At 49.9% G+C, this 19,660-nt stretch carries 20 protein-coding genes; 6 read left to right on the forward strand and 14 right to left on the reverse strand.

Features of this window, described 5'->3' with window-relative positions; all coding sequences use genetic code 11:
• Window positions 1-69 precede the first annotated feature (69 nt).
• Complete coding sequence (locus IE181_RS06960) at window positions 70-864, forward strand: substrate-binding periplasmic protein (protein ID WP_191251204.1); 795 nt, start codon at window positions 70-72, stop codon at window positions 862-864.
• A 31-nt stretch (window positions 865-895) separates the two neighbouring features.
• Here the strand turns inward: IE181_RS06960 and IE181_RS06965 are convergent, their stop codons facing one another.
• Window positions 896-2,107 (reverse strand): sugar-transfer associated ATP-grasp domain-containing protein, encoded by a 1,212-nt coding sequence (locus tag IE181_RS06965; RefSeq protein WP_191251207.1) that lies wholly within the window; start codon window positions 2,105-2,107, stop codon window positions 896-898.
• A gap of 475 nt (window positions 2,108-2,582) precedes the next feature.
• Here IE181_RS06965 and IE181_RS06970 point away from each other — a divergent pair, with 475 nt between their 5' ends.
• The 5 genes from IE181_RS06970 to IE181_RS06990 are packed head-to-tail and all read left to right on the forward strand — an operon-like array spanning window position 2,583 to window position 7,470.
• Complete coding sequence (locus IE181_RS06970) at window positions 2,583-3,143, forward strand: F0F1 ATP synthase subunit delta (RefSeq protein ID WP_191251209.1); 561 nt, start codon at window positions 2,583-2,585, stop codon at window positions 3,141-3,143.
• Window positions 3,143-4,675, forward strand: a complete 1,533-nt coding sequence (atpA, locus tag IE181_RS06975; protein ID WP_191251211.1) for a F0F1 ATP synthase subunit alpha — start codon at window positions 3,143-3,145, stop codon at window positions 4,673-4,675. Before IE181_RS06970 ends, atpA begins: the two co-directional genes overlap by 1 nt.
• Window positions 4,676-4,706: 31 nt before the next feature.
• Complete coding sequence (locus IE181_RS06980; RefSeq protein WP_191251213.1) at window positions 4,707-5,600, forward strand: F0F1 ATP synthase subunit gamma; 894 nt, start codon at window positions 4,707-4,709, stop codon at window positions 5,598-5,600.
• A 25-nt stretch (window positions 5,601-5,625) separates the two neighbouring features.
• The gene (gene atpD, locus IE181_RS06985) at window positions 5,626-7,041 is read left to right on the forward strand and encodes a F0F1 ATP synthase subunit beta (protein WP_191251215.1); all 1,416 of its coding nucleotides are present in this window, start codon (window positions 5,626-5,628) and stop codon (window positions 7,039-7,041) included.
• Window positions 7,042-7,065: 24 nt separating this feature from the next.
• On the forward strand, window positions 7,066-7,470 hold the full coding sequence (locus IE181_RS06990; protein ID WP_191251218.1) for a F0F1 ATP synthase subunit epsilon: 405 nt from the start codon (window positions 7,066-7,068) through the stop codon (window positions 7,468-7,470).
• A gap of 108 nt (window positions 7,471-7,578) precedes the next feature.
• Here IE181_RS06990 and IE181_RS06995 read toward each other — a convergent pair whose 3' ends face one another.
• The 13 genes from IE181_RS06995 to IE181_RS07055 form a co-directional block, all read right to left on the reverse strand.
• A complete protein-coding gene (locus tag IE181_RS06995) occupies window positions 7,579-8,022 on the reverse strand; it encodes a hypothetical protein (RefSeq protein ID WP_191251220.1) in 444 nt (147 codons plus the stop codon).
• A gap of 203 nt (window positions 8,023-8,225) precedes the next feature.
• The gene (locus IE181_RS07000) at window positions 8,226-8,678 is read right to left on the reverse strand and encodes an SRPBCC family protein (RefSeq protein WP_191251222.1); all 453 of its coding nucleotides are present in this window, start codon (window positions 8,676-8,678) and stop codon (window positions 8,226-8,228) included.
• A gap of 15 nt (window positions 8,679-8,693) precedes the next feature.
• A complete protein-coding gene (locus IE181_RS07005) occupies window positions 8,694-9,023 on the reverse strand; it encodes an ArsR/SmtB family transcription factor (protein ID WP_191251224.1) in 330 nt (109 codons plus the stop codon).
• A gap of 215 nt (window positions 9,024-9,238) precedes the next feature.
• The gene (locus IE181_RS07010) at window positions 9,239-10,681 is read right to left on the reverse strand and encodes a UbiD family decarboxylase (RefSeq protein WP_191251227.1); all 1,443 of its coding nucleotides are present in this window, start codon (window positions 10,679-10,681) and stop codon (window positions 9,239-9,241) included.
• 26 nt (window positions 10,682-10,707) lie between these two features.
• Window positions 10,708-11,181: an RNA pyrophosphohydrolase gene (locus IE181_RS07015; RefSeq protein WP_191251229.1), complete on the reverse strand. Its 474-nt coding sequence runs from the start codon at window positions 11,179-11,181 to the stop codon at window positions 10,708-10,710.
• Window positions 11,178-12,185 (reverse strand): divergent polysaccharide deacetylase family protein, encoded by a 1,008-nt coding sequence (locus IE181_RS07020; RefSeq protein ID WP_191251231.1) that lies wholly within the window; start codon window positions 12,183-12,185, stop codon window positions 11,178-11,180. The genes IE181_RS07015 and IE181_RS07020 overlap by 4 nt, the downstream gene beginning before the upstream one ends.
• Before the next feature lie 45 nt (window positions 12,186-12,230).
• Window positions 12,231-13,652, reverse strand: a complete 1,422-nt coding sequence (locus IE181_RS07025) for a S41 family peptidase (protein WP_229819203.1) — start codon at window positions 13,650-13,652, stop codon at window positions 12,231-12,233.
• A gap of 202 nt (window positions 13,653-13,854) precedes the next feature.
• Window positions 13,855-15,060, reverse strand: a complete 1,206-nt coding sequence (locus IE181_RS07030) for a murein hydrolase activator EnvC family protein (RefSeq protein WP_191251233.1) — start codon at window positions 15,058-15,060, stop codon at window positions 13,855-13,857.
• Window positions 15,047-16,603: a 2,3-bisphosphoglycerate-independent phosphoglycerate mutase gene (gene gpmI, locus IE181_RS07035; protein WP_191251235.1), complete on the reverse strand. Its 1,557-nt coding sequence runs from the start codon at window positions 16,601-16,603 to the stop codon at window positions 15,047-15,049. Before gpmI ends, IE181_RS07030 begins: the two co-directional genes overlap by 14 nt.
• Window positions 16,604-16,744: 141 nt before the next feature.
• The gene (gene rlmH / locus IE181_RS07040; RefSeq protein ID WP_191251237.1) at window positions 16,745-17,206 is read right to left on the reverse strand and encodes a 23S rRNA (pseudouridine(1915)-N(3))-methyltransferase RlmH; all 462 of its coding nucleotides are present in this window, start codon (window positions 17,204-17,206) and stop codon (window positions 16,745-16,747) included.
• Between the two features lie 87 nt (window positions 17,207-17,293).
• Window positions 17,294-17,692: a ribosome silencing factor gene (gene rsfS / locus IE181_RS07045; RefSeq protein ID WP_229819205.1), complete on the reverse strand. Its 399-nt coding sequence runs from the start codon at window positions 17,690-17,692 to the stop codon at window positions 17,294-17,296.
• Window positions 17,689-18,354 carry a nicotinate (nicotinamide) nucleotide adenylyltransferase gene (gene nadD / locus IE181_RS07050; RefSeq protein WP_191251239.1) on the reverse strand — a complete coding sequence of 222 codons (666 nt, stop codon included), beginning with the start codon at window positions 18,352-18,354 and terminating at the stop codon, window positions 17,689-17,691. The genes rsfS and nadD overlap by 4 nt, the downstream gene beginning before the upstream one ends.
• A gap of 3 nt (window positions 18,355-18,357) precedes the next feature.
• Window positions 18,358-19,617, reverse strand: a complete 1,260-nt coding sequence (locus IE181_RS07055; protein ID WP_191251241.1) for a glutamate-5-semialdehyde dehydrogenase — start codon at window positions 19,615-19,617, stop codon at window positions 18,358-18,360.
• Window positions 19,618-19,660: the final 43 nt, after the last annotated feature.

Below are 19,660 nucleotides of genomic sequence, written 5' to 3' on the forward strand. Positions count from 1 at the left end.
AAGAAGTGACTACTGCTGCATGGACAATATGGGGATGTGAGTGCGTTGCAGATGAGTATGGGAGTAATCATGAAAACGCGTAAGCTTAGAAGTAAGGCATCTGGACTTATTTGTATACTGTTGATTAGCCTTGCAGGTATGCAAAATCCTGTTGCAGCTGACCAGACCATACGGTTTTTGGCACAGGATGCTGAACCCAAGTATATTTTTCGTGACAGTCTTGGTGGCTTATGCGGGGAATTGTATTCCGAAATTGCGGAACGTATCGGGGCGCATGGTTTTCAGGCAGAATTGCCGTCTGTTGGCGTTCCGATCAAGCGTATTCTGATGGATTTGCGAGATGGTCGCGGCCATGTATATTGTGGGGCCGGCGGTCGTCACACTGAGCGTGAGCAACTTTATATATTCTCCAAAGAACCAATCTATAAAATCACAATGGTTGCTGTGAAACGCGCTGATGACCCTCTCAGTCTGAAGAGAATAGAAAATTTGACCGGTGATAATGCATTAATTTTAACGCCCTTTGGAACATCTACCGCATCGTGGTTGCAGTCGCATAAACAACTGAAAGTCGATGATCAGTTTCGTGATGTTGAACATGCCATATCACTTGTAGCGGGTGGCCGCTGGGGGCGGGTTTTCTATTATCATGATCTTGCTGCGATTTATGCAATCCGGCGTCAGGGGCTTGGTGATAGAACCGAAATGCTTGCTTTCGAGCATAATTCTTTTGATCAGTGGATGCTTTACAGTCGACATTTGCCCAGAGAAAAACGGGATGCAATTGAGGGCGTTATCGCTGATATGAGGGCAGACGGCACCCTGCGCAGAATTACTTCTGAGTATATTCTTTATAAAGACTAGATTGCTGCGGATACCCTGTTCTCTGACGGGGTTAGATGATCCCGTGAATTGGCGGTTTTTGAGACAAGATAGCTTCGAACTGTTTGTTTAGAAGGTTTTCTAGTGGGCAGCCGCCATATGGGCGTTCTTCAATACGCTGAATAAATGTTATGCCAGGGTTCCAGTTTCCTTCGATCAGGACCGGACCTTTATCAGTTAAGGCAACATCCCAGCCAATAAAAACAAATTTTTTGAATGCCTGTTCGTGTGCTCGCAAGCAGAGCCGTTTTATGTCCGTCCACCAGGGAAGTGTGATTCCCTCAATCTGTGCCCCGGTTTCGGGGTGGTGCGGACGATATTTATTTTTAGAGATATTATGACAATTATTTACGATAGCTGCTGACAGCTTCCCTGTCTCAATATCTATACAAGATGCCATGTTGCCATCATTGCTGGCGAGTTGATTGTTAAAGTTGTCTGTGATGTTCGTCGATGCCCCGGATAAACGCAGGAGTGCATTGGTCAAGCGGTAGTCACCCTCAACGGTTTTGACAGTATATATACGTGCGGTAGCCAGGCCACCGGGAGAAATCGGTGCTATCTCAGAAGAGTTTGATACAAGCGTCTGGATTAAGATTTTTTTACGCTGGGCAATGTCATTCGTTTGCTGAATGGCGGCCTGCGTGCTGAGAGGGACTTTGAAGCGATTATCAAAATAGCTATTATTTTCTTCATTATACTGAAGGCTTATAGTGTCCTCTCCTTTAGAGCCCTCGGCTGGTTTAATGAAAATATCACGCTTTGGTAAATCTTTAACATGTCGGTCAGGGCCGGCTACAGCCAGAATGCGGGCTGTCGGAATTTGATATTTTTGGCAAACTATAGAAAACTGTTCTTTGTCTGCCAGGGTGTTGCGTTCATCCCGTGCCGCGCTATTGAGAAGGTCAAACATGCCTTTTGTCTCGATTCGTCGTGAATAGAGACCATGCGGGTGCGGGGAGGAGTGCAGCGCATAATTATAGTAATCGGCGGGTAAGGCGCCGTACCATATAGCACCCTTAAAACAGCGGATAACATCGCCATAAAACCCATGTTTGAATTCACGGGGTACTCTGATCATCCAAGCAAGTGCTAAAAGAGCCGCGAGCGGAGCAAGCGCAATTCGGAGAAGTATAAAGAGGACTATTTGAAGTTTGTTCAGGTGCGTCAGCACACTACGGTAATAAGGAAGAGAATGTTGTGGGTGGGGGTGAATTGAAAACAAGGCAAACCACAGGACATTCAAGGGAAGGGGACGCAGACAAACCTTCATGTACAAACCTGACCAAAATAGCACTGGTAGCAATCAATGGAAATAAATACACTTATTAGTGTATTGCGCCTTGGTTTAATAGTAAAGTTTATTTGCCAGGGGTATTATGAAAAATATCACATGTTTCAAATGGGTTATGCACACATCAAATATCTAATATTGATTATTGTGGATTTCAGAATTCCGATCCTTAAATGTCTGGTACTGCGTAGAATCGTCTTGCCCGGCTAAAATGTGGCTTTCTGCCTCTTGCGCATGGGAGAACCTTGTGCTAGACGATGCTCGCATTTTGACGGAAAGATATTCACTCTGTGAAATGAAAACCCGATCAAAATTAATAATATTTTAGCGTGCGAGCGGTCCATACTAAGGGCGGCTGGCATATTGTGTACAACGGGTATCAGACCAAACCTAGGGATTGTCTGTAGTGGCCTCACACAAATCAATAGTTTCCGGAATCTCTGGCCGTTATGCGGTTGCGCTTTTCGAGCTTGCCTTGGAATCCAAAGCGCTTGAAGCGGTAGAGACCGATCTTGCCAAGCTGGACGCCTTGCTTGGTGAATCAGAAGAATTCAAGACACTTGTTACATCTCCGCTCTTCAGCAGTGAAGAACAGGAAAAGGGTACTCAGGCCGTTGCTAAAGCTGCGGAACTGAGTGATCTTACGTGCAAGTTTCTTGGTGTACTGGCGGCGAATCGCCGTTTGAATACTCTCAAGTCCTCCATTGCTGACTATTTCAAGCTTCTTTCTTTCCAACGTGGAGAGGTTAGCGCGAGTGTTGTAAGCGCGAAGAAGCTGACGAAAAAGCAGCTGGAAGATTTGACCAAAACACTTAAATCGGCTGTTGGCCGGGATGTGGCAATCACCGCAGATGTGGATGAGAGCCTCCTCGGTGGTCTGACTGTAAAGCTCGGATCACAAATGGTTGACAGTTCACTCAAGACCAAACTCGATAACCTCGCAATCGCTATGAAAGGGGTTCAGTAATGGATATCCGTGCGGCGGAAATTTCCAAGGTCCTGAAGGACCAGATCGCAAACTTCGGCACAGACGCAGAAGTTTCTGAAGTTGGCACCGTTCTCTCTGTTGGTGACGGTATTGCCCGTGTATATGGCCTTGACCAGGTTCAGGCTGGTGAAATGGTTGAGTTTCCAGGGGGTGTTAAGGGCATGGCTCTTAACCTGGAGACAGACAATGTTGGTATCGTTATTTTCGGCGATGACCGCGGTATTAAAGAAGGTGACACTGTAAAGCGTACCGGCGATATCGTGGACGTGCCTATTGGTAAAGGTCTGCTGGGTCGCGTTGTTGACGCACTTGGTAACCCAATCGACGGCAAAGGCCCGATCAAGGCAGAAGCACGTAGTCGTGTGGAAGTTAAGGCGCCTGGCATTATCCCTCGGAAATCTGTACATGAGCCAATGCAGACCGGCCTAAAGGCGATTGATGCGCTTGTGCCGGTTGGTCGTGGCCAGCGTGAGCTGATCATTGGTGACCGTCAGACTGGTAAAACAGCGGTTGCGATTGACACATTCATCAATCAGAAATCTGTGAATGATGCTGCAAAAGACGATAGCGAGAAGCTGTTCTGTATCTATGTTGCGGTTGGTCAGAAGCGTTCTACTGTTGCGCAGATTGTTAAAGCACTCGAAGAAAAAGGTGCGATGGAATACTCAATCGTTGTAGCGGCAACAGCGTCTGAGCCTGCACCACTTCAGTTCCTGGCACCATACACTGGTACAGCCATGGGTGAATACTTCCGTGACAACGGCATGCATGCGGTTATCGTTCATGATGACCTGACCAAGCAGGCTGTTGCATATCGTCAGATGTCTCTGTTGCTGCGTCGTCCTCCTGGACGTGAAGCATACCCTGGTGACGTTTTCTACCTGCACTCCCGTCTTCTGGAGCGTGCTGCGAAAATGTCTGATGACAGCGGTGCTGGTTCCTTGACTGCACTGCCAGTTATTGAAACACAGGCTGGTGACGTATCTGCATATATTCCAACAAACGTGATTTCGATCACGGATGGTCAGATCTTCCTTGAAACTGAACTGTTCTACAAGGGTATCCGTCCTGCGATTAACGTTGGTCTGTCAGTTTCCCGTGTGGGTTCTGCAGCACAGATCAAGGCGATGAAGCAGGTAGCGGGTTCTATTAAGCTTGAACTTGCTCAGTACCGTGAGATGGAAGCATTTGCGCAGTTTGGTTCTGATCTTGATGCGGCAACGCAGAAGCTTCTGAACCGCGGTGCCCGTTTGACAGAACTGCTGAAGCAGGGCCAGTATCAGCCACTTCCAATTGAAGAGCAGGTTGCTTCAATCTTCTCTGGTGTGAACGGCTACCTGGACGGTATCGCAACTGGTGATGTAACTCGTTTTGAAGAGCAGTTCCTCGCGGAAATGCGCTCTAAGCATGCTGATGTTCTTGGTACGATCAAGAAAGAAGGCAAGCTGTCGGACGACACTATCGCCAAGCTGAAATCAATCCTTGATGCTTTTGCTAAAGCATTTAGCTAAGTTCAACGATTAACGGAGAAAGGCTGGACCTATGGCAAGCCTTAAGGACCTAAAAAACAGGATCTCTTCCGTCAAGTCGACGCAGAAGATTACCAAAGCCAAGAAAATGGTTGCGGCATCCAAACTGCGTCGGGCGCAAGAAGCGGCGGAAGCTGCGCGCCCCTATGCTGTGCGTATGGAAAAAGTACTTACCGGGCTCGGTACAGCGGTTGCTGACCAGCCTGGTGCGTCACCTCTCCTCGTCGGCACTGGTAAAGACGATGTTGAGCTCGTTATCGTTGCTGCATCTGATAAGGGGCTTTGCGGTGGTTTCAATACCAATATCGTGAAGCTCGCACGCCAACATCTTCGTGAGATTTTGGCAGCAGGCAAGGAAGTCAAAATCCTGTGTGTGGGCCGTAAAAGTACGGCACTGCTTCGTCGTGAATTCCGCGAATACATTATCGACAACAAAGATATGTCTCATATCAAGCGTGTTGGATTTGCGGATGCACAGTCAATTGCAACAGAAGTTCTGGCAAAGTTTGAGCGGAATGAATTTGATGTTGCAACGCTGTTTTACTCCAAGTTTCAGTCGGCGCTTACTCAAGTGCCTACCAAGCAGCAACTTATCCCGGTCCCGCTGAATAATGCGGCAAACGATGATGAGCCTGCTGACGATCTTGGTGGCGCTGTGTATGAGTACGAGCCCGATGAAGCTGCAATTCTCGAAGATTTGCTGCCGCGTAACGTGGCGGTTCAGGTCTATCGTGCACTGCTTGAAAACGCTGCTTCCGAGCAGGGTGCAAGTATGACTGCAATGGAGAATGCGACTAAGAACGCAGGCGAATTGATTGACCGACTGACGATCACATACAACCGTACCCGTCAGGCTGCGATTACGAACGAACTTATTGAGATTATTTCTGGCGCTGAAGCGCTTTAGATTAATACACGAAGGAGTGTAGAAAATGGCTAACACAGGCCGCATTACACAGGTTATCGGTGCCGTTGTCGATGTTCAGTTCGACGGCGATCTGCCAGCTATCCTGAATGCCCTTGAAACAGACAACAATGGCCAGCGCCTTGTTCTCGAAGTTGCACAGCACCTTGGCGAGAACACAGTGCGGACAATCGCGATGGACGCTACTGAAGGTCTTGTACGCGGTGGCGAAGTTAAAGACACTGGTAACGCAATTAGTGTTCCTGTTGGTCCGGAAACACTTGGTCGTATCCTGAACGTGATTGGTGAGCCAATCGACGAGCGTGGCCCAATCGGTCACAAGCAGGTTGCACCAATTCACGCAGAAGCACCTGCCTTTGAAGACCAGTCTACAGAAGCAGAAGTTCTGGTTACTGGTATTAAGGTTGTTGACCTTCTCGCACCTTACGCAAAAGGTGGTAAGATTGGTCTCTTCGGTGGTGCGGGTGTTGGTAAAACAGTTCTTATTCAGGAACTGATCAACAACATCGCGAAAGGTCACGGTGGTTTCTCAGTATTTGCAGGCGTTGGTGAGCGTACCCGTGAAGGTAATGACCTGTACCACGAAATGATCGACAGTAAGGTAATCAACCTTGAAGGCGAGAGTAAAGTGGCACTGGTATATGGTCAGATGAACGAGCCTCCAGGAGCACGTGCGCGTGTGGCCCTGACTGGTCTGACACTGGCAGAATACTTCCGTGACCAGGAAGGCCAGGACGTTCTGTTCTTCGTTGACAACATCTTCCGCTTCACACAGGCGGGTGCCGAAGTGTCTGCCCTTCTGGGCCGTATTCCTTCTGCTGTGGGTTACCAGCCAACACTGGCAACTGACATGGGTGCCCTGCAAGAGCGTATTACGTCTACGAAGAAGGGTTCCATTACATCTGTACAGGCCGTTTACGTACCTGCGGATGACTTGACTGACCCTGCACCTGCGACGTCGTTTGCGCACCTTGATGCGACAACAGTTCTTAACCGTGCGATTTCCGAGAAGGGTATCTACCCTGCGGTTGATCCGCTTGACAGTACGTCTCGTATCCTTGACCCACAGGTTGTTGGTCAGGAGCATTATGAAGTTGCACGTTCTGTTCAGGAGCTTCTGCAGAAGTACAAGTCTCTTCAGGATATCATCGCTATTCTTGGTATGGACGAACTGTCTGAGGAAGATAAGCTGGTTGTAGCACGTGCGCGTAAGATTGAACGCTTCCTGTCCCAGCCATTCCATGTGGCAGAGGTCTTCACTGGTACTCCTGGTGAATTCGTTCAGCTGGAAGACACTATCAGCTCCTTTAAAGCGGTTGTTGCCGGTGAATATGATCACCTGCCAGAAGCTGCTTTCTACATGGTTGGTGGTATTGACCAGGCGATTGCCAAAGCTGAGAAGCTGGCAGCTGACGCAGCGTAATCATTTAACGGATAAGGGGACATCATGTCTGATACCTTGCATTATGAAATTGTCTCTCCTGAGCGTCTTTTGAAAGACGCGGAGGCAGCGATGATTGTGGTTCCAGGCACCGACGGTGACTTCGGTGTGCTGCCGAACCATGCGCCCATGATGTCCACAATCCGCCCTGGCGTTGTTGAGATTTATGAAACAGATGGTAGCGAAGCTGATCGTCTGTTCCTAAAAGGTGGTCTTGCACAGGTTGGTCCAAATGGTCTGACGATCCTGGCAGAGGAAACCCTGTCTCTTGATGATGTTGATACTGACGATCTTGCGAAGACTATTCAGAACACGATCGAAGATATCGAAGACGCCAAGGATGATGTGGAACGCGCACGATTTGAAAAAGAATTGGCATGGATGTCAGCGCTACAGGAAATTGTCGCGTAAGATTCTGTCGACTTTAAAACTATTCAAGACCCCGGTGCGCTGTACCGGGGTTTTCTTTTTGGCGTCTAAGCTGTTTGGTGAAAGCTTACGACAGGCACAATTGTATGATTACGGGTACTGATTTATAAAAATCATTGTATCAAGTTCGCGGCCGTTATTAGATAGTGGCACTTGCAGGACATGAAAATATTTATGCTCCTTACCAGCCCAGTACAAAGGTACCTTCGCGATATAGGGCTTTTCTTCCAGTACGGCTCGCTCAAACCTTGGGATTCCGCGGTGCGCGTCAGGAATATCTTCCATAAACTGGCCTGTTGCATCAAATCCTAATTTTTCGTTGTTTGCACTGCCGCTAAAAATCACTTTGAAGCGCAGAGGATTTCTGTGAACTTCGAAAATGAACATTTGATGCCGGAATGGAGCTAGCTCTTCTTCTGAAAATGCTGACAAAGAAGGCAGGTAGGATACTTCTGCATTTTTTGATAGCCACAGTTTATAAAACCGTCGGGACAGGTCAGAATGAATATCTTCTGGTCTAAAATCAAATTGCATGTGTGTGAGCTCAGAGATCAAAGAGGCTACCCTGTTCCTGATAAAAACTATACGGAGTAGAACAATACACCAAATGAATCTGCTCGACTATAGCGAACTACTTGCAGTTATCATCAAGGGGAACTTATTGGTGCACAGGTTTTCCATGTCGCTGGGCCAGATTAGGCCCAGTGATGAGTTAGATAGATTTATCCTATGACGCATTAATAGAGTTTCGCAAGGTTATCCAATCCGCTGGTCCAGCCTTCATAATGTTCCTGACAACCATCAGCGAAGCTTCCTTGTCTCAGGTATAGCTCTGTTTTGTCGCCTTTATCTGTAAAGGTTAATTCAACAGTAGTTTCTTCGCCGCGGTTTGCGCCTTGCAGCCATGCCCAGGTAAAGATCAACTGATGCGGTGGATCTATTTTTTTATAGACCCCAGCCACATCATAACTCTCTCCTGTTTCTGCTGTCATAACGGTTCGCCACGCACCTCCTTCACGCAAGTCAATCTCAGACACAGTTGTTTCCATGGTATCCGGGCCCCACCACTTTTTGATAATCAAAGGGTCAGTAAAGGCCTTGAATAGTTGCTCCGGCGAGGTGTTAAACGTGCGAACAATCTCAAGAACTGGCTCGGTGGTTAGGTCTTTTGCTTTCATGGCAGCAGTCATTATTTATCTCCTGGATTATTTGTCAGTACGTGGATGCTCAGTACTTAATATGCGATCAAGGCGGCCAAAGCTCGACTGCCAGAACTGGGCATAGCGTTCGAGCCATTCTGTTGCCTCTTTCAACCTGTCAGCTCTAAGCTGACAATAGAGGATCTGACCATCACGGCGCCTATCGATTAACCCTGCTTTCTCCATGACTTTAAGGTGTCTGGAGATCGCGGGTGCAGAAATTGCAAATGGTTTTGCTATATCGCCTGCGCTTTTCTCACCGTGTTTCAGTGATAGGAGAATCGCCCGGCGTGTGGGGTCAGCAAGAGCATGGAAAGTGTCGCTTAGTGGGTCCATTTTATTTAACCATATAATTAATTAACCATATAGTTAAATATAGTAATCAGCTATGTGAGTCAATTCATTTGAGGGCCATTGATAGCTCGCAAGTGTTTGGACATCGCCCGGCAAGGCTTGACGAGAGCGCAGATAAGCCCTGTCAGGTGTCATGATCTTGCAGGTGGGATGACAGATCTTTTCTTATGCTAAGCAGGCTTTACAGAAAAAAATCTTTACTTCACATAGTCTTCCAGGAAGAAAAGTCCCTCACCGCGAGCCTGTATACGATCAAATTCACGCCGTCTGTCTGGATTATCCAGTGGAGGTTTTGTCGCGTCGATTGCCCAGCAATTGTTCGGCAGGATTTCAATGCCACCACCTGCGTTGATTAACGTATTTATCGCGTCAGGTATGCCGGTCATGTCCTGTTTGTGCCGTAAGTCTTCAGCTGGATCACAGCGCGTGGAGAGCGCGAAGACTATGTCGTGTAGATCGTATATGTCGATATCTTCATCAACAAAGATGACAAGCCTTGGTGGCTGTTTGATGCCGCTGATCGTGTTGTACGCTGTTTTGATATCGTCTGCTGAATGCGTTGTCATTTGCACTATCAGGCAACTGCCACCAGTTTTGGTAGGCATTGCAACATCGTGCACGGTAAGTCCCACATCTGTCAGGAGCATGTAGACAGCTGGTGCCAAACGCAATTCCATTGCAGCATGATAGTCAGTGGCGGGATTAGGCTGCATATGTCTGTAAATCGGGTTTTCCCGGCTTGTCAGGGCCGTTACGTCGAAAAACGGCTCCATACTAACTATGGGGGCAAACGTGCCGCACGGGGACGACTGGTGCAGGTAAGGCTCGCGTCTTTGGTCAATAATGCCTTCAATGACGATTTCTGCAGTTGCAGGCACTTGTAAGTCTGCTGTTTCACAGGTGGTAAGGGGTAGGGGTGCTCCCAGGAAATGAGAGACATAATCCATCCCGCAGGTATCATGGGCCGGGTCTTCGAACTGGGCACAAAGCTCGATAGCAGGATGACAACCAATAACAAGGGCAATCGGGCAGGGCTGGTCCATATCTGACCAGGCCTTTAATATATCCTGAACCTTCTCTGAATTGATGGTGAACTGAGCCCGGTAATCACCGACAACTTTCGCCATGGTCTGAAATGTCGCCTGCACACCCGTAACCGGGTGCTTCACGATCGCAATGGCGCCGCTGATTACGGGCGACATAAAGTCCTCAGCAATAATATTCATCTTGGGGAAGTTTTTCCCCTCTGTCGGGATAGGTACCGGCAGACGGTTCAGGCTGGCATCATCATCCCGCCAGATAATTTCCTTAACAGGGGCATTGTCGATTGTGACTGTCTCGCCGGGGCCTTGGGACATTTTCTCAGCGAAGCCGGGGACCACATCAGAGGCTGCACAATCCAGTCCAAGTGCCATGGCCTGCGTGTTACGGTTGCGGGTCAAGCCGTCAACCAGAAGACAGTTCCAATAGTCTTCAACGCTGCGAAACAGGGTGGGCCAATAGGCCTGTGCGCACAAGGTGGCAACTTCGGTATCTATATTGACAGTTTTGTCAACGCGCAGGAATAAACCATTGCGCTGTGCATCATCCAGAAAACTTCTGAGATCTGCTGTGCTGTATATGATTTCCTTTTTTGCCATCTTTTTCCCCCATAAAACTGCACAGGCTACTGATTGATGTAGGGTGCAAATTCGTCGATAACAGTTTTGTAAACATCCCGCTTAAACGGGACAATATCACGAATGACCTCAGCGGGCGAGGACCAACGCCACGCCATAAATTCCGGATGTTTCGTATGGATATTGATCACACTTTCTGGTGCGTTCAATTGCATCAATGCCCAGTGCTGTTTCTGGCCGCGATATTTCCCCTGCCAAACTTTCCCCAAAAGAGAAGGCGGTAGGTCATATGTAACCCAGTCCGCCGTTTCCGCGAGGAGTTTGATTGCCGACTGCGGTACACCAATTTCCTCTTCTAATTCTCTGAAAGCTGCCTCGCGGGGTGTTTCACCAGGATCTATGCCGCCTTGCGGCATTTGCCATGCGCCGGGGGTGTCAATTCGCTCGCCAGTGAAGATTAGCCCCTCTGGATTTAAAAGCATAATACCGGCGCATTTTCTATACGGCAGCGTGTCAGTCATCGTACAGGTTGCCGATCTGCAAGCGCGGTTACCGGTACCAGTTGAAAGCCTTTTTGTTCAAGCGTTTCGGCCCATTTGGACACCGTATCCATACTGATTGGGTAGGGGCGTGCCAGACCAAGTGCAGCCCCCAGCGTTCGTGCGCGGTTTTCCAAATCTGTCAGGCTGTTCAGTATGTCAGCCTCTGATGGGATTTCGTCAATATAGCCATTATTGATAGCAACGGGCAGATTGATAGACTGGGCGATTGTGGCGGCGCGGGAATATCTGCTGCTGCGACTATCGACAAACATCAGCCCTCTGCGCTTCACCTCGTCCAGAATGGGTCGAATACTGTCCGTATTTGCCGTAAATTTTGACCCCATGTGATTAATCACACCAACATATCCGGTCATCTTGCCAAGAGATGTTTTCAGAAGGCCAATATTTTCCCGTGCATTTTTATTGGTTAGCAGCGCCAGCGGCCCAGCATCATTCTGGGAGCCGTTAACAGGCTCCATCGGGATCATCAGGAAGCTTTCATGTCCATTTTGTCGGCTTTGGATACCCCAGTTTTCCAGATCCCGGCCATAGGGAGAAAACGCAAATCCAACAGCCGTGGGCAGGCTACTGATCGCGCGCTCTGTCGTTCTGGCGCGCATGCCCATCTCTGTCATCAAGATGGCAATGCGGGGCATGTTGGTGTCTGCCGGATGCTTCGCTGCGTAATATTCCAACGGGGTCATACCTGTCCGTGCCTGTCGGGGCAGTAATCCGTATGCAGCTTCTTCGAGGATTGCCATGTTGCGGTCGAGTTTTATCGGGCTTTCAGGGGCGCTGATATCTGCAGTATTGTTGCCTGCTTGTGTGTTCTGGTTGCCCTCAGTATCAACCTCACCTGCGGCAGCTATCGGCTCTTTGTAGGCGTCGGGATCATAACTATATTCTACCGCAAGGATACCACCAAACAGCAGAATAAGGCTGATGGCCCAGGCAATCAGTACAGAATTTAAACTGTTACGCACAGCTAATGCCCCTTCCTCGCAACGAGCAGCAATGGAATTTGCTGATTATTGCCCGGTTCCGGAGGCTTGCGCAACCCTTGTTTCAGGCAACTTAGACATATCTTTCAAGAGCTTAATCGCATACTTTAGCTGAACATCAACGAACTCTTTAGGCTCTTGGACCTCCACAGCTTCTTCTACTGCTGCATCTTCTGCTGTGTCAGCCGCTGCCGCAGGCTCTGGGGTGTGCTCTTCTGCGATAATGTCATCTTCTTCACCAGTGCGGTCGATCGAGTTTTGATCATTTTCGATATGGCCTCGCAGGTCAATTTCACGGCGTGGAGTGCCGCGCGCACCTGCCGGGCGTGGGAACAAGACCTCAATATCTGGTTCAATGCCGCGTTCCTGAATGGAATGACCGCTTGGTGTGAAATACCGGGCAGTGGTCAGGCGAATAGCCTGATTACCTTCGCGGCCCAACCGAATTTCGCTTTGGACCGTGCCTTTACCAAATGTACGATCCCCAATCACAACTGCACGGCGGTGGTCTTGCAGGGCCCCGGCCACAATTTCAGATGCAGAAGCGCTATAAGCATTTGTCAGGACAACAATGGGCAAACCGTCCAGCATGTCGCCTTTTGTTGCGTACCAGCGATTATTATTTACCTGCCGGCGTCCGCGGGTGGAAACAATCTCACCGTGATCGATGAAGGCATCGGAAATTCGGATCGCCTGATCCAGAAGACCGCCCGGATTATTTCGCAAATCAAGGATTACACCGTCCAGCGTATCGCCTTTTTCTTCCAGAATGGCCTCAATGGCTTTTTCTACACCTTCCCCTGCCTGCATATTGAAGGTGGTGACGCGGATATAGCCAATGGTATCATCTTCAATTCGGTGCCGTACCGACCGAACCTTGATTTTGTCGCGGACAATGGACACATCAAACGGACCATCCTCTCCTTCGCGGTAGACACGGATCGTTAATTCAGAGCCAACAGGGCCGCGCATTTTCTCGACAGCATCGGTCAGGGTGCCGCCCATCACTTCTTTGCCGTCAATATGCGTGATTAAATCACCGCCCTGAATACCGGCTTTTGCCGCAGGTGTATCATCAATCGGAGACACGACTTTGACCACGCCTTTTTCCATCTGTACTTCAAGGCCCAAGCCACCGTATTCGCCTTCAACCTGTACCCGAACCTGCTTGAAAACATCTTCATTCAGGTAGCTCGAATGGGGGTCAAGAGACCGCAACATGCCCTGAATGGCAGCTTCGATCACTTCCTTGTCGTTGACATCATCCACATATTCATTGCGAACCCGCTGGAAAACACGCATCAACAGATCGAGCTGTTCATAGACATTTTCCTGATCGTCCGGGGCTGCCGAGACAGGTGCGGTTGTTGGTAATGCCATCATCATGGCCAGTAGCGAGCCAGAAATCAGCGCACGTGCTTTGCTCTTTCCCGTCCAAAAAGTCATCATGAGGTATTACCTTTCTTTATTCTGTCAGTCGTCTGCAAGCTGGGGGCATCTTGTTCTTTTATTGAGAGCCAGCCTCTTAATTCTTCAAACGTTCACTATAATCATTTTCAGATCAATATATAATCACAAAATTGGGCAAAATCCTGAACTAAACCAAATATAGAGCTAGTTTATGGCATGTTCAGGGTGCTGTGATGAAGGTCTATTTTCTAAACCACGGCATGGGGTCGATTGCCTGTCCCCGCCTGCGCAGTTCCACATAGACTTCAGTATTACCATTTTGCGCAGAGAGGTTCCCGACCGGTTCGCCGCTCAATACCCACTGTCCGACATTGGCAAAAATGTCAGTCATGCCTGCTATCAGGCTATGGTACCCGCCAGGGTGTTCAATGATCAACAATTGCCCGTAATGCCGGAAGGTACCTGCATAAACAACCTCACCATCATGAGTAGCAACAACCTGGCCGCCATCACGGCCCTTGATGCGAATACCCTTTGAGGTGCCGACTTTTTCCTGTGACCCAAATTTTGCAATAATTTCCCCAGATGCGGGTAGTGGGAGTTTACCGCGCATTTCAGTTATCATCACTTCCTTGCCAGGGGGTCTGGCTGGCCGTGCCGTGGGCAGCGGCGCTTCGCGCAGACGCTTTGCTCGTTCTTCAAGCTTTTCAAGGAGTGCTTGTAAACTTTTTGCTTCCTGTCCCAATGCTTCCAGCCGCTGTGCATTCTGTTGTGCCTGCCTGCTGGCTACCGACTGTTCGCGTCGCCTTTCTGCTAACAGCTGCTTCTGTCTTTCCTGATCTGTAGCTAAATCTGCCAGAAGGGCAGCGAGTGCAGTGCGTTCAGTCGCCAGTTGGGTTTGGACCCGTTTCAGAACCGACAATTCTTTTTTAAGTGTATCTGCTTTCGCGCTTATCTGCGGCACCATTGTTCCGAGCACAGAGGCCGCCCGCGCGGTATCTTTTGCCTTCCCCGGCTGAATTAGGGATAGTGCCGCAGGGCGCCTGGATAGTCGTTCCAGCGCCGCGATAAGGCCTACCAGCTCTTCCCGGTGTTCTTTTAGATACTGTGTTTTTTCAGCTTCTTCGGCAGCAAGCTCGCCGATGCGATTTTCTGTGGCCAGAACCTTCTCTTCTGTGTCTCGCATGGTGTTAGAAAGGGACACAAGCTGTCTGCTAATCGCCAGTGCAGCGGATGCAGCCATCCGTGCTTTTTCTTCCTGTGCCGCTTTGGCGTCCGCTGCGGCCTGCATCTCGGCTTCAATTTTCTTCAGCTTTTCGCTTTGATTATCCTGAGGGACAGGCAGGGGGGCAGGCTCGGCAATTGCGGGTAGTGTCGGCAGCAACAGGCTGCCGATCAACACTGCACAGGGCAGCAGGTTCGATATGTTGGCGTTACACGCTTTCACGAACATCCTGTTTGACAGGGGTATCAGTCAGCAGGACAGACCCGGTCATCTCAGCTGGCGGTGTGATATTCATCAATGCCAAAATTGTCGGGGCAACATCAGCCAGACGACCGTCCTTGATGCCGTGCTCACTGCCGACCAGTAGTAGTGGTACATCAAAATTTGTATGGGCTGTGTGGGGTTGGCCGGTTGTCTCATCCATCATCATTTCCACGTTGCCGTGGTCAGCCGTAACCAGAAGGTTGCCGCCATTTTTCAACACGGCTGTTTCAATTCGAGCAAGACAGGCATCAATGGTTTCCACTGCTTTTATTGCAGCTTCCAAAACGCCCGTGTGTCCAACCATGTCCGGATTTGCATAGTTACAGATAATCGTACCGTATTTGCCGCTTTCAATTGCTTCCACAAGCTTGTCGGTCACTTCGGGGGCGGACATCTCTGGCTTCAGATCATAGGTGGCCACATCTGGTGACGGAATCAAAATCCGGTCTTCCAGATCAAAGACAGCTTCCGACCCGCCATTAAAGAAAAATGTCACATGGGCATATTTCTCGGTTTCTGCGATCCGCAACTGCGGGATTTTATGGTCGGCCAGTACTTCACCCAGGCTGTTTTTAATTTCATCAGAGGGGAATAACACGGTCAGGAATGCATTCAGTGCATCGGAGTATTCCACCATGCCAGCCTGTGCTGCATATGTGGGAAGTGTGCCGCGATCAAATCCGTCAAAGGCCGGGTCAACGAGCACTGTCAGGATTTCCCGGGCGCGGTCGGCGCGGAAGTTGCCACACAGGATGCCGTCACCGTCTTTTACGCCGGCATAATCGCCAATAATGGACGGCGCGACAAATTCATCGTTTTCATCGCGTTTATATGCCTCTTCAATGGCAGCTTTGCTTGTGGTGGTCGTATATTCGCCCACGCCTTTGACAATCGCTTTATATGCTTTCTCCACGCGGTCCCAGCGCTTGTCACGGTCCATGGCCCAGTAGCGTCCGGTTACAGTCGCGATCTTTGCGTCCGTGTATGACTGGATATCTGCTTCGAAGGACGCCAGGAACTCCAATGCGCTGCGGGGCGGTGTATCCCGCCCGTCCATGAAGGCATGAATGCGAACCGGAATACCTGCGCCGTCTAGGATGTTTGCCAGTGCTGCAATGTGTTTTTGGTGACTATGGACGCCGCCCGGAGACAGTAGCCCCATCAGATGTGCTGTGCCGCCGGATGCTTTCAGCTTTTGCATAAAATCAAGAAGCGCTGGAGTGTCTTTGAGCGTGTCGTTTGCGATAGTCTCGTCAATGCGCGGTAAGTCCTGTAGAACCACGCGACCACCGCCCAGATTCATATGTCCAACCTCAGAATTGCCCATTTGCCCATCAGGCAATCCGACAGCCAGTCCGCTTGTTGCAAGCCAGGCGCGGGACGCAGTGGACCACAGGCGGTCATAAGTAGGCGTGTTAGCCAACTTGATCGCGTTGTCGGAAGTTTGCTCCCGGTATCCCCAACCATCAAGAATGCAAAGAACGGTGGTTTTGTAACTCATGAAATCTGTCCTGTAGCCTAATGTTTCTGCGTATGCCGTGCGCAGTATCTCATGCGCTGTTTATGAAACGAAAAGCCACTTTGATCAAGTATGATAACCGATCAGACAGAGAAAGTTGGGCATTTTAAGGATAAGGAACAATCAGTCGCGGTGGTAAGGATGACCATGCAGGATTGACCAGACACGGTACACCTGTTCCGCCAGCATTGCCCTGACCAGCATATGGGGCCATGTCAGGGTTCCAAAAGCCAGTTTCAGGTGTGCTTTTTGGCGAATGGTTTCATCCAGTCCGTCTGCACCGCCAATAATAAAGGCAATGTCCCGAACGCCTTCCATCTGCCAGCGATCCACCTGTTCTGCAAGCCCGCGGCTTGTTAGTGCTTTACCGCGTTCATCAAGGGCGATAACCATCGCACCGTCAGGGACAGCCGCCAGCAATTTTTCTGCTTCTTGCGCTTTTTGTTCGGCGACATTTGCCGCCTTTTTCTTCATTTCAAATTCTAAAACGTCAATCTTCCACGGCAAGCGTTTGCAGTAGGTCTCCAGAAGACTTTTCTCTGGTCCTTTTGCCATTTTACCTATTGCGATGATTGAAATTTGCACGATTGTATCACCCTCTTAATGAGGAGAGGGTGTCCAGTTCAGGCATCATTCAGCGCCCCCTGTACGATTTAGGGGGCTGAAAAATGCTTAATTTACTACCGTTTCGTTGTCAGTCAGGTCCGCAGTCCACATTTTGTCCAGGTTGTAGAAGCTTCTGACTTCTGGCCTGAAGATATGGACAATTACGTCACCTGCATCAATCAGAACCCAGTCTGCCTGATCCAGTCCTTCGACATGTAAACCTTTGACACCTTTGTCCTTCAGTGCACGCAGCACATAATCTGAGAGCGCAGCAACCTGACGCTGGGAACGACCGCTTGCAATGACCAGATGGTCAGCAATCGAAGATTTTCCTGCGAGATTGATGGAGGTGATGTCTTCTGCCTTGTGATCGTCAAGGCTTGTAACGATGGTGTTTAACATGTCCTGACTGGAAAGTGTCAAAACGGGGTCCTGCTGGCTGATAGCCTCGGTACTAGCGGTCAACTAATTCTCCTTTCATGATGATCTGCAATCCATAATTGACCCAATCGATTGCGGATCATTGTGGCCGACCCTTTGTGTCGCGGAATTGCGAGAAAGGACCAAGCCGGTCGCCGGGTGGTTCGAGCAAGGTTGCACGGCACTGTTCGGTGGTAGCGCGTCATTTGTGTCAGCCTGCTTGAAAGTCCACGTATAGTGTACCCCGGACGGTCAAAAATCGCAATGGGTACTGTCTTTAATATTCCTTGCCAGTCTTTCCAGCGGGTAAAGCTGGCCATATTATCCGCGCCCATGATCCAGACAAATCTGGTGTGCGGCATAGCATGCTTCAGTGCCCGCAGGGTTTCGGCCGTAAAATGGGTGCCAAGTCGGGTTTCAATATCTGTGACCTGAATGCGGCGGGTAGGGCGCAGGGTTTCTCTGGTATGGCTTAGGCGCTTCTGTGCGGGTGCCATGTCCATATTATCCAGTATTTTTAGCGGGTTACCAGGGCTGACCATCATCCAGACGGCATCCAGTTCAAGACGTTTCAGCGCCTGATGCGCGATATGGAAATGCCCTTTGTGAACAGGGTTAAAGCTGCCGCCGTACAGACCGACTGTGCGTCCCCGCCAGCGGGCCGCATCGCTATAGATTGAAATGGGTATGGACGGTTTCCTGTGCATGGATCAAGGGCGTGTCTGGCCTGTGCCCCGGACCTGATATTTGAAACTGGTCAGCTGCTCCAGCCCAACGGGGCCGCGAGCATGAATGCGTCCGGTTGCTATGCCTATTTCTGCGCCCATGCCGAATTCACCACCATCGGCGAACTGTGTGCTGGCATTATGCATCACGATCGCACTGTCTACTTCACGAAGGAACATTTCCACCGTTTCAGTATTTTCCGTTACGATTGATTCTGTGTGTCCGCTTGAATGGGCCGCAATATGGCTTATTGCCCCTTTTATACCACCGACAAACCGTGCCGAAATGATAGCATCCAGATATTCAGTATCCCAATCGGCATCATCGGCAGCGACAACCCTGTTATCAATCTCTTGAATATCAGCGTCGCCCCGTACGCTGCAGCCAGCATCTAGTAGCGCTGTAATAAGCTCAGGTGCCAGTGCGCGCGCCCGGCGGTCAATCAGCAGTGTTTCCGCTGCGCCGCAAATGCCTGTTCTGCGCATTTTGGCGTTCAGAAGAATTTCGCGCGCTTTTTTCGGATCGGCTTCTTCATCGACATAGACGTGGCAAATGCCTTCAAGGTGGGCGAATACCGGTACCCGGCTTTCTGTTTGCACACGCTCGACAAGGCTGCGCCCGCCGCGGGGTACAATTATGTCGATTATCCCAGTCATCGTTAGCATTTCACCCACTGCGGCCCTGTCGCGGGTGCTGACAAGCTGGATCGCGTCTTCTGGCAAATCAGCTGTCTTCAGCCCTTCAAGCAAACAGGCATGAATGGCGGCGGATGAATGAAGACTGTCGCTACCGCCCCGCAGAATGACAGCATTACCTGCCTTCAGGCACAGTGCGCCTGCGTCGGCTGTTACATTTGGTCGGCTTTCGTAGATAACGCCAATAACGCCAAGGGGGACACGAACCCTGCTGATGTTCAGGCCGTTTGGTCTGTCCCATGTGTCCATCTCCTGACCAACGGGATCAGCTAGTTTTGAAATTGCTTCCAGCCCTTGTGCAATGCCCTCAATACGCTCTGCCGTAAGTAAGAGCCGGTCGATCATCGCGTCGGATAAGCCTTTTTCGGTGCCGTAGGCGATGTCTTTTTCGTTGGCTGCCAGAATGGTTGGCGTGGACGTTCGAAGGGCGGTGGCAGCGGCAGTCAACGCAAGGTTTTTCTGGCGTGTAGACGCCAGCGCCAGTACACGGGCGGCGGCCTTAGCCCGCTGTCCCATATCAGCCATCATGCCTTGAATTGTGTTTGTCATCTTTACCTGCCTTGTTTTTGCCTTTGCATCTGATCAGGGTTAG

The organism is Kordiimonas sediminis, assembly GCF_014656395.1.
In the GTDB taxonomy this organism is placed as follows: Bacteria; Pseudomonadota; Alphaproteobacteria; order Sphingomonadales; family Kordiimonadaceae; genus Kordiimonas_A; species Kordiimonas_A sediminis.

Bases quoted from the DNA above. Each gene is read 5' to 3' on its own strand.
- IE181_RS06960 (WP_191251204.1), top strand. From the start codon at position 70: ATGAAAACGCGTAAGCTTAGAAGTAAGGCATCTGGACTTATTTGTATA.
- atpA (WP_191251211.1), top strand. From the start codon at position 3,143: ATGGATATCCGTGCGGCGGAAATTTCCAAGGTCCTGAAGGACCAGATC.
- IE181_RS06980 (WP_191251213.1), top strand. From the start codon at position 4,707: ATGGCAAGCCTTAAGGACCTAAAAAACAGGATCTCTTCCGTCAAGTCG.
- atpD (WP_191251215.1), top strand. From the start codon at position 5,626: ATGGCTAACACAGGCCGCATTACACAGGTTATCGGTGCCGTTGTCGAT.
- IE181_RS06990 (WP_191251218.1), top strand. From the start codon at position 7,066: ATGTCTGATACCTTGCATTATGAAATTGTCTCTCCTGAGCGTCTTTTG.
- IE181_RS06995 (WP_191251220.1), bottom strand. From the start codon at position 8,022: ATGCAATTTGATTTTAGACCAGAAGATATTCATTCTGACCTGTCCCGA.
- IE181_RS07000 (WP_191251222.1), bottom strand. From the start codon at position 8,678: ATGACTGCTGCCATGAAAGCAAAAGACCTAACCACCGAGCCAGTTCTT.
- IE181_RS07005 (WP_191251224.1), bottom strand. From the start codon at position 9,023: ATGGACCCACTAAGCGACACTTTCCATGCTCTTGCTGACCCCACACGC.
- IE181_RS07010 (WP_191251227.1), bottom strand. From the start codon at position 10,681: ATGGCAAAAAAGGAAATCATATACAGCACAGCAGATCTCAGAAGTTTT.
- IE181_RS07015 (WP_191251229.1), bottom strand. From the start codon at position 11,181: ATGACTGACACGCTGCCGTATAGAAAATGCGCCGGTATTATGCTTTTA.
- IE181_RS07025 (WP_229819203.1), bottom strand. From the start codon at position 13,652: ATGATGACTTTTTGGACGGGAAAGAGCAAAGCACGTGCGCTGATTTCT.
- gpmI (WP_191251235.1), bottom strand. From the start codon at position 16,603: ATGAGTTACAAAACCACCGTTCTTTGCATTCTTGATGGTTGGGGATAC.
- nadD (WP_191251239.1), bottom strand. From the start codon at position 18,354: ATGCACAGGAAACCGTCCATACCCATTTCAATCTATAGCGATGCGGCC.
- IE181_RS07055 (WP_191251241.1), bottom strand. From the start codon at position 19,617: ATGACAAACACAATTCAAGGCATGATGGCTGATATGGGACAGCGGGCT.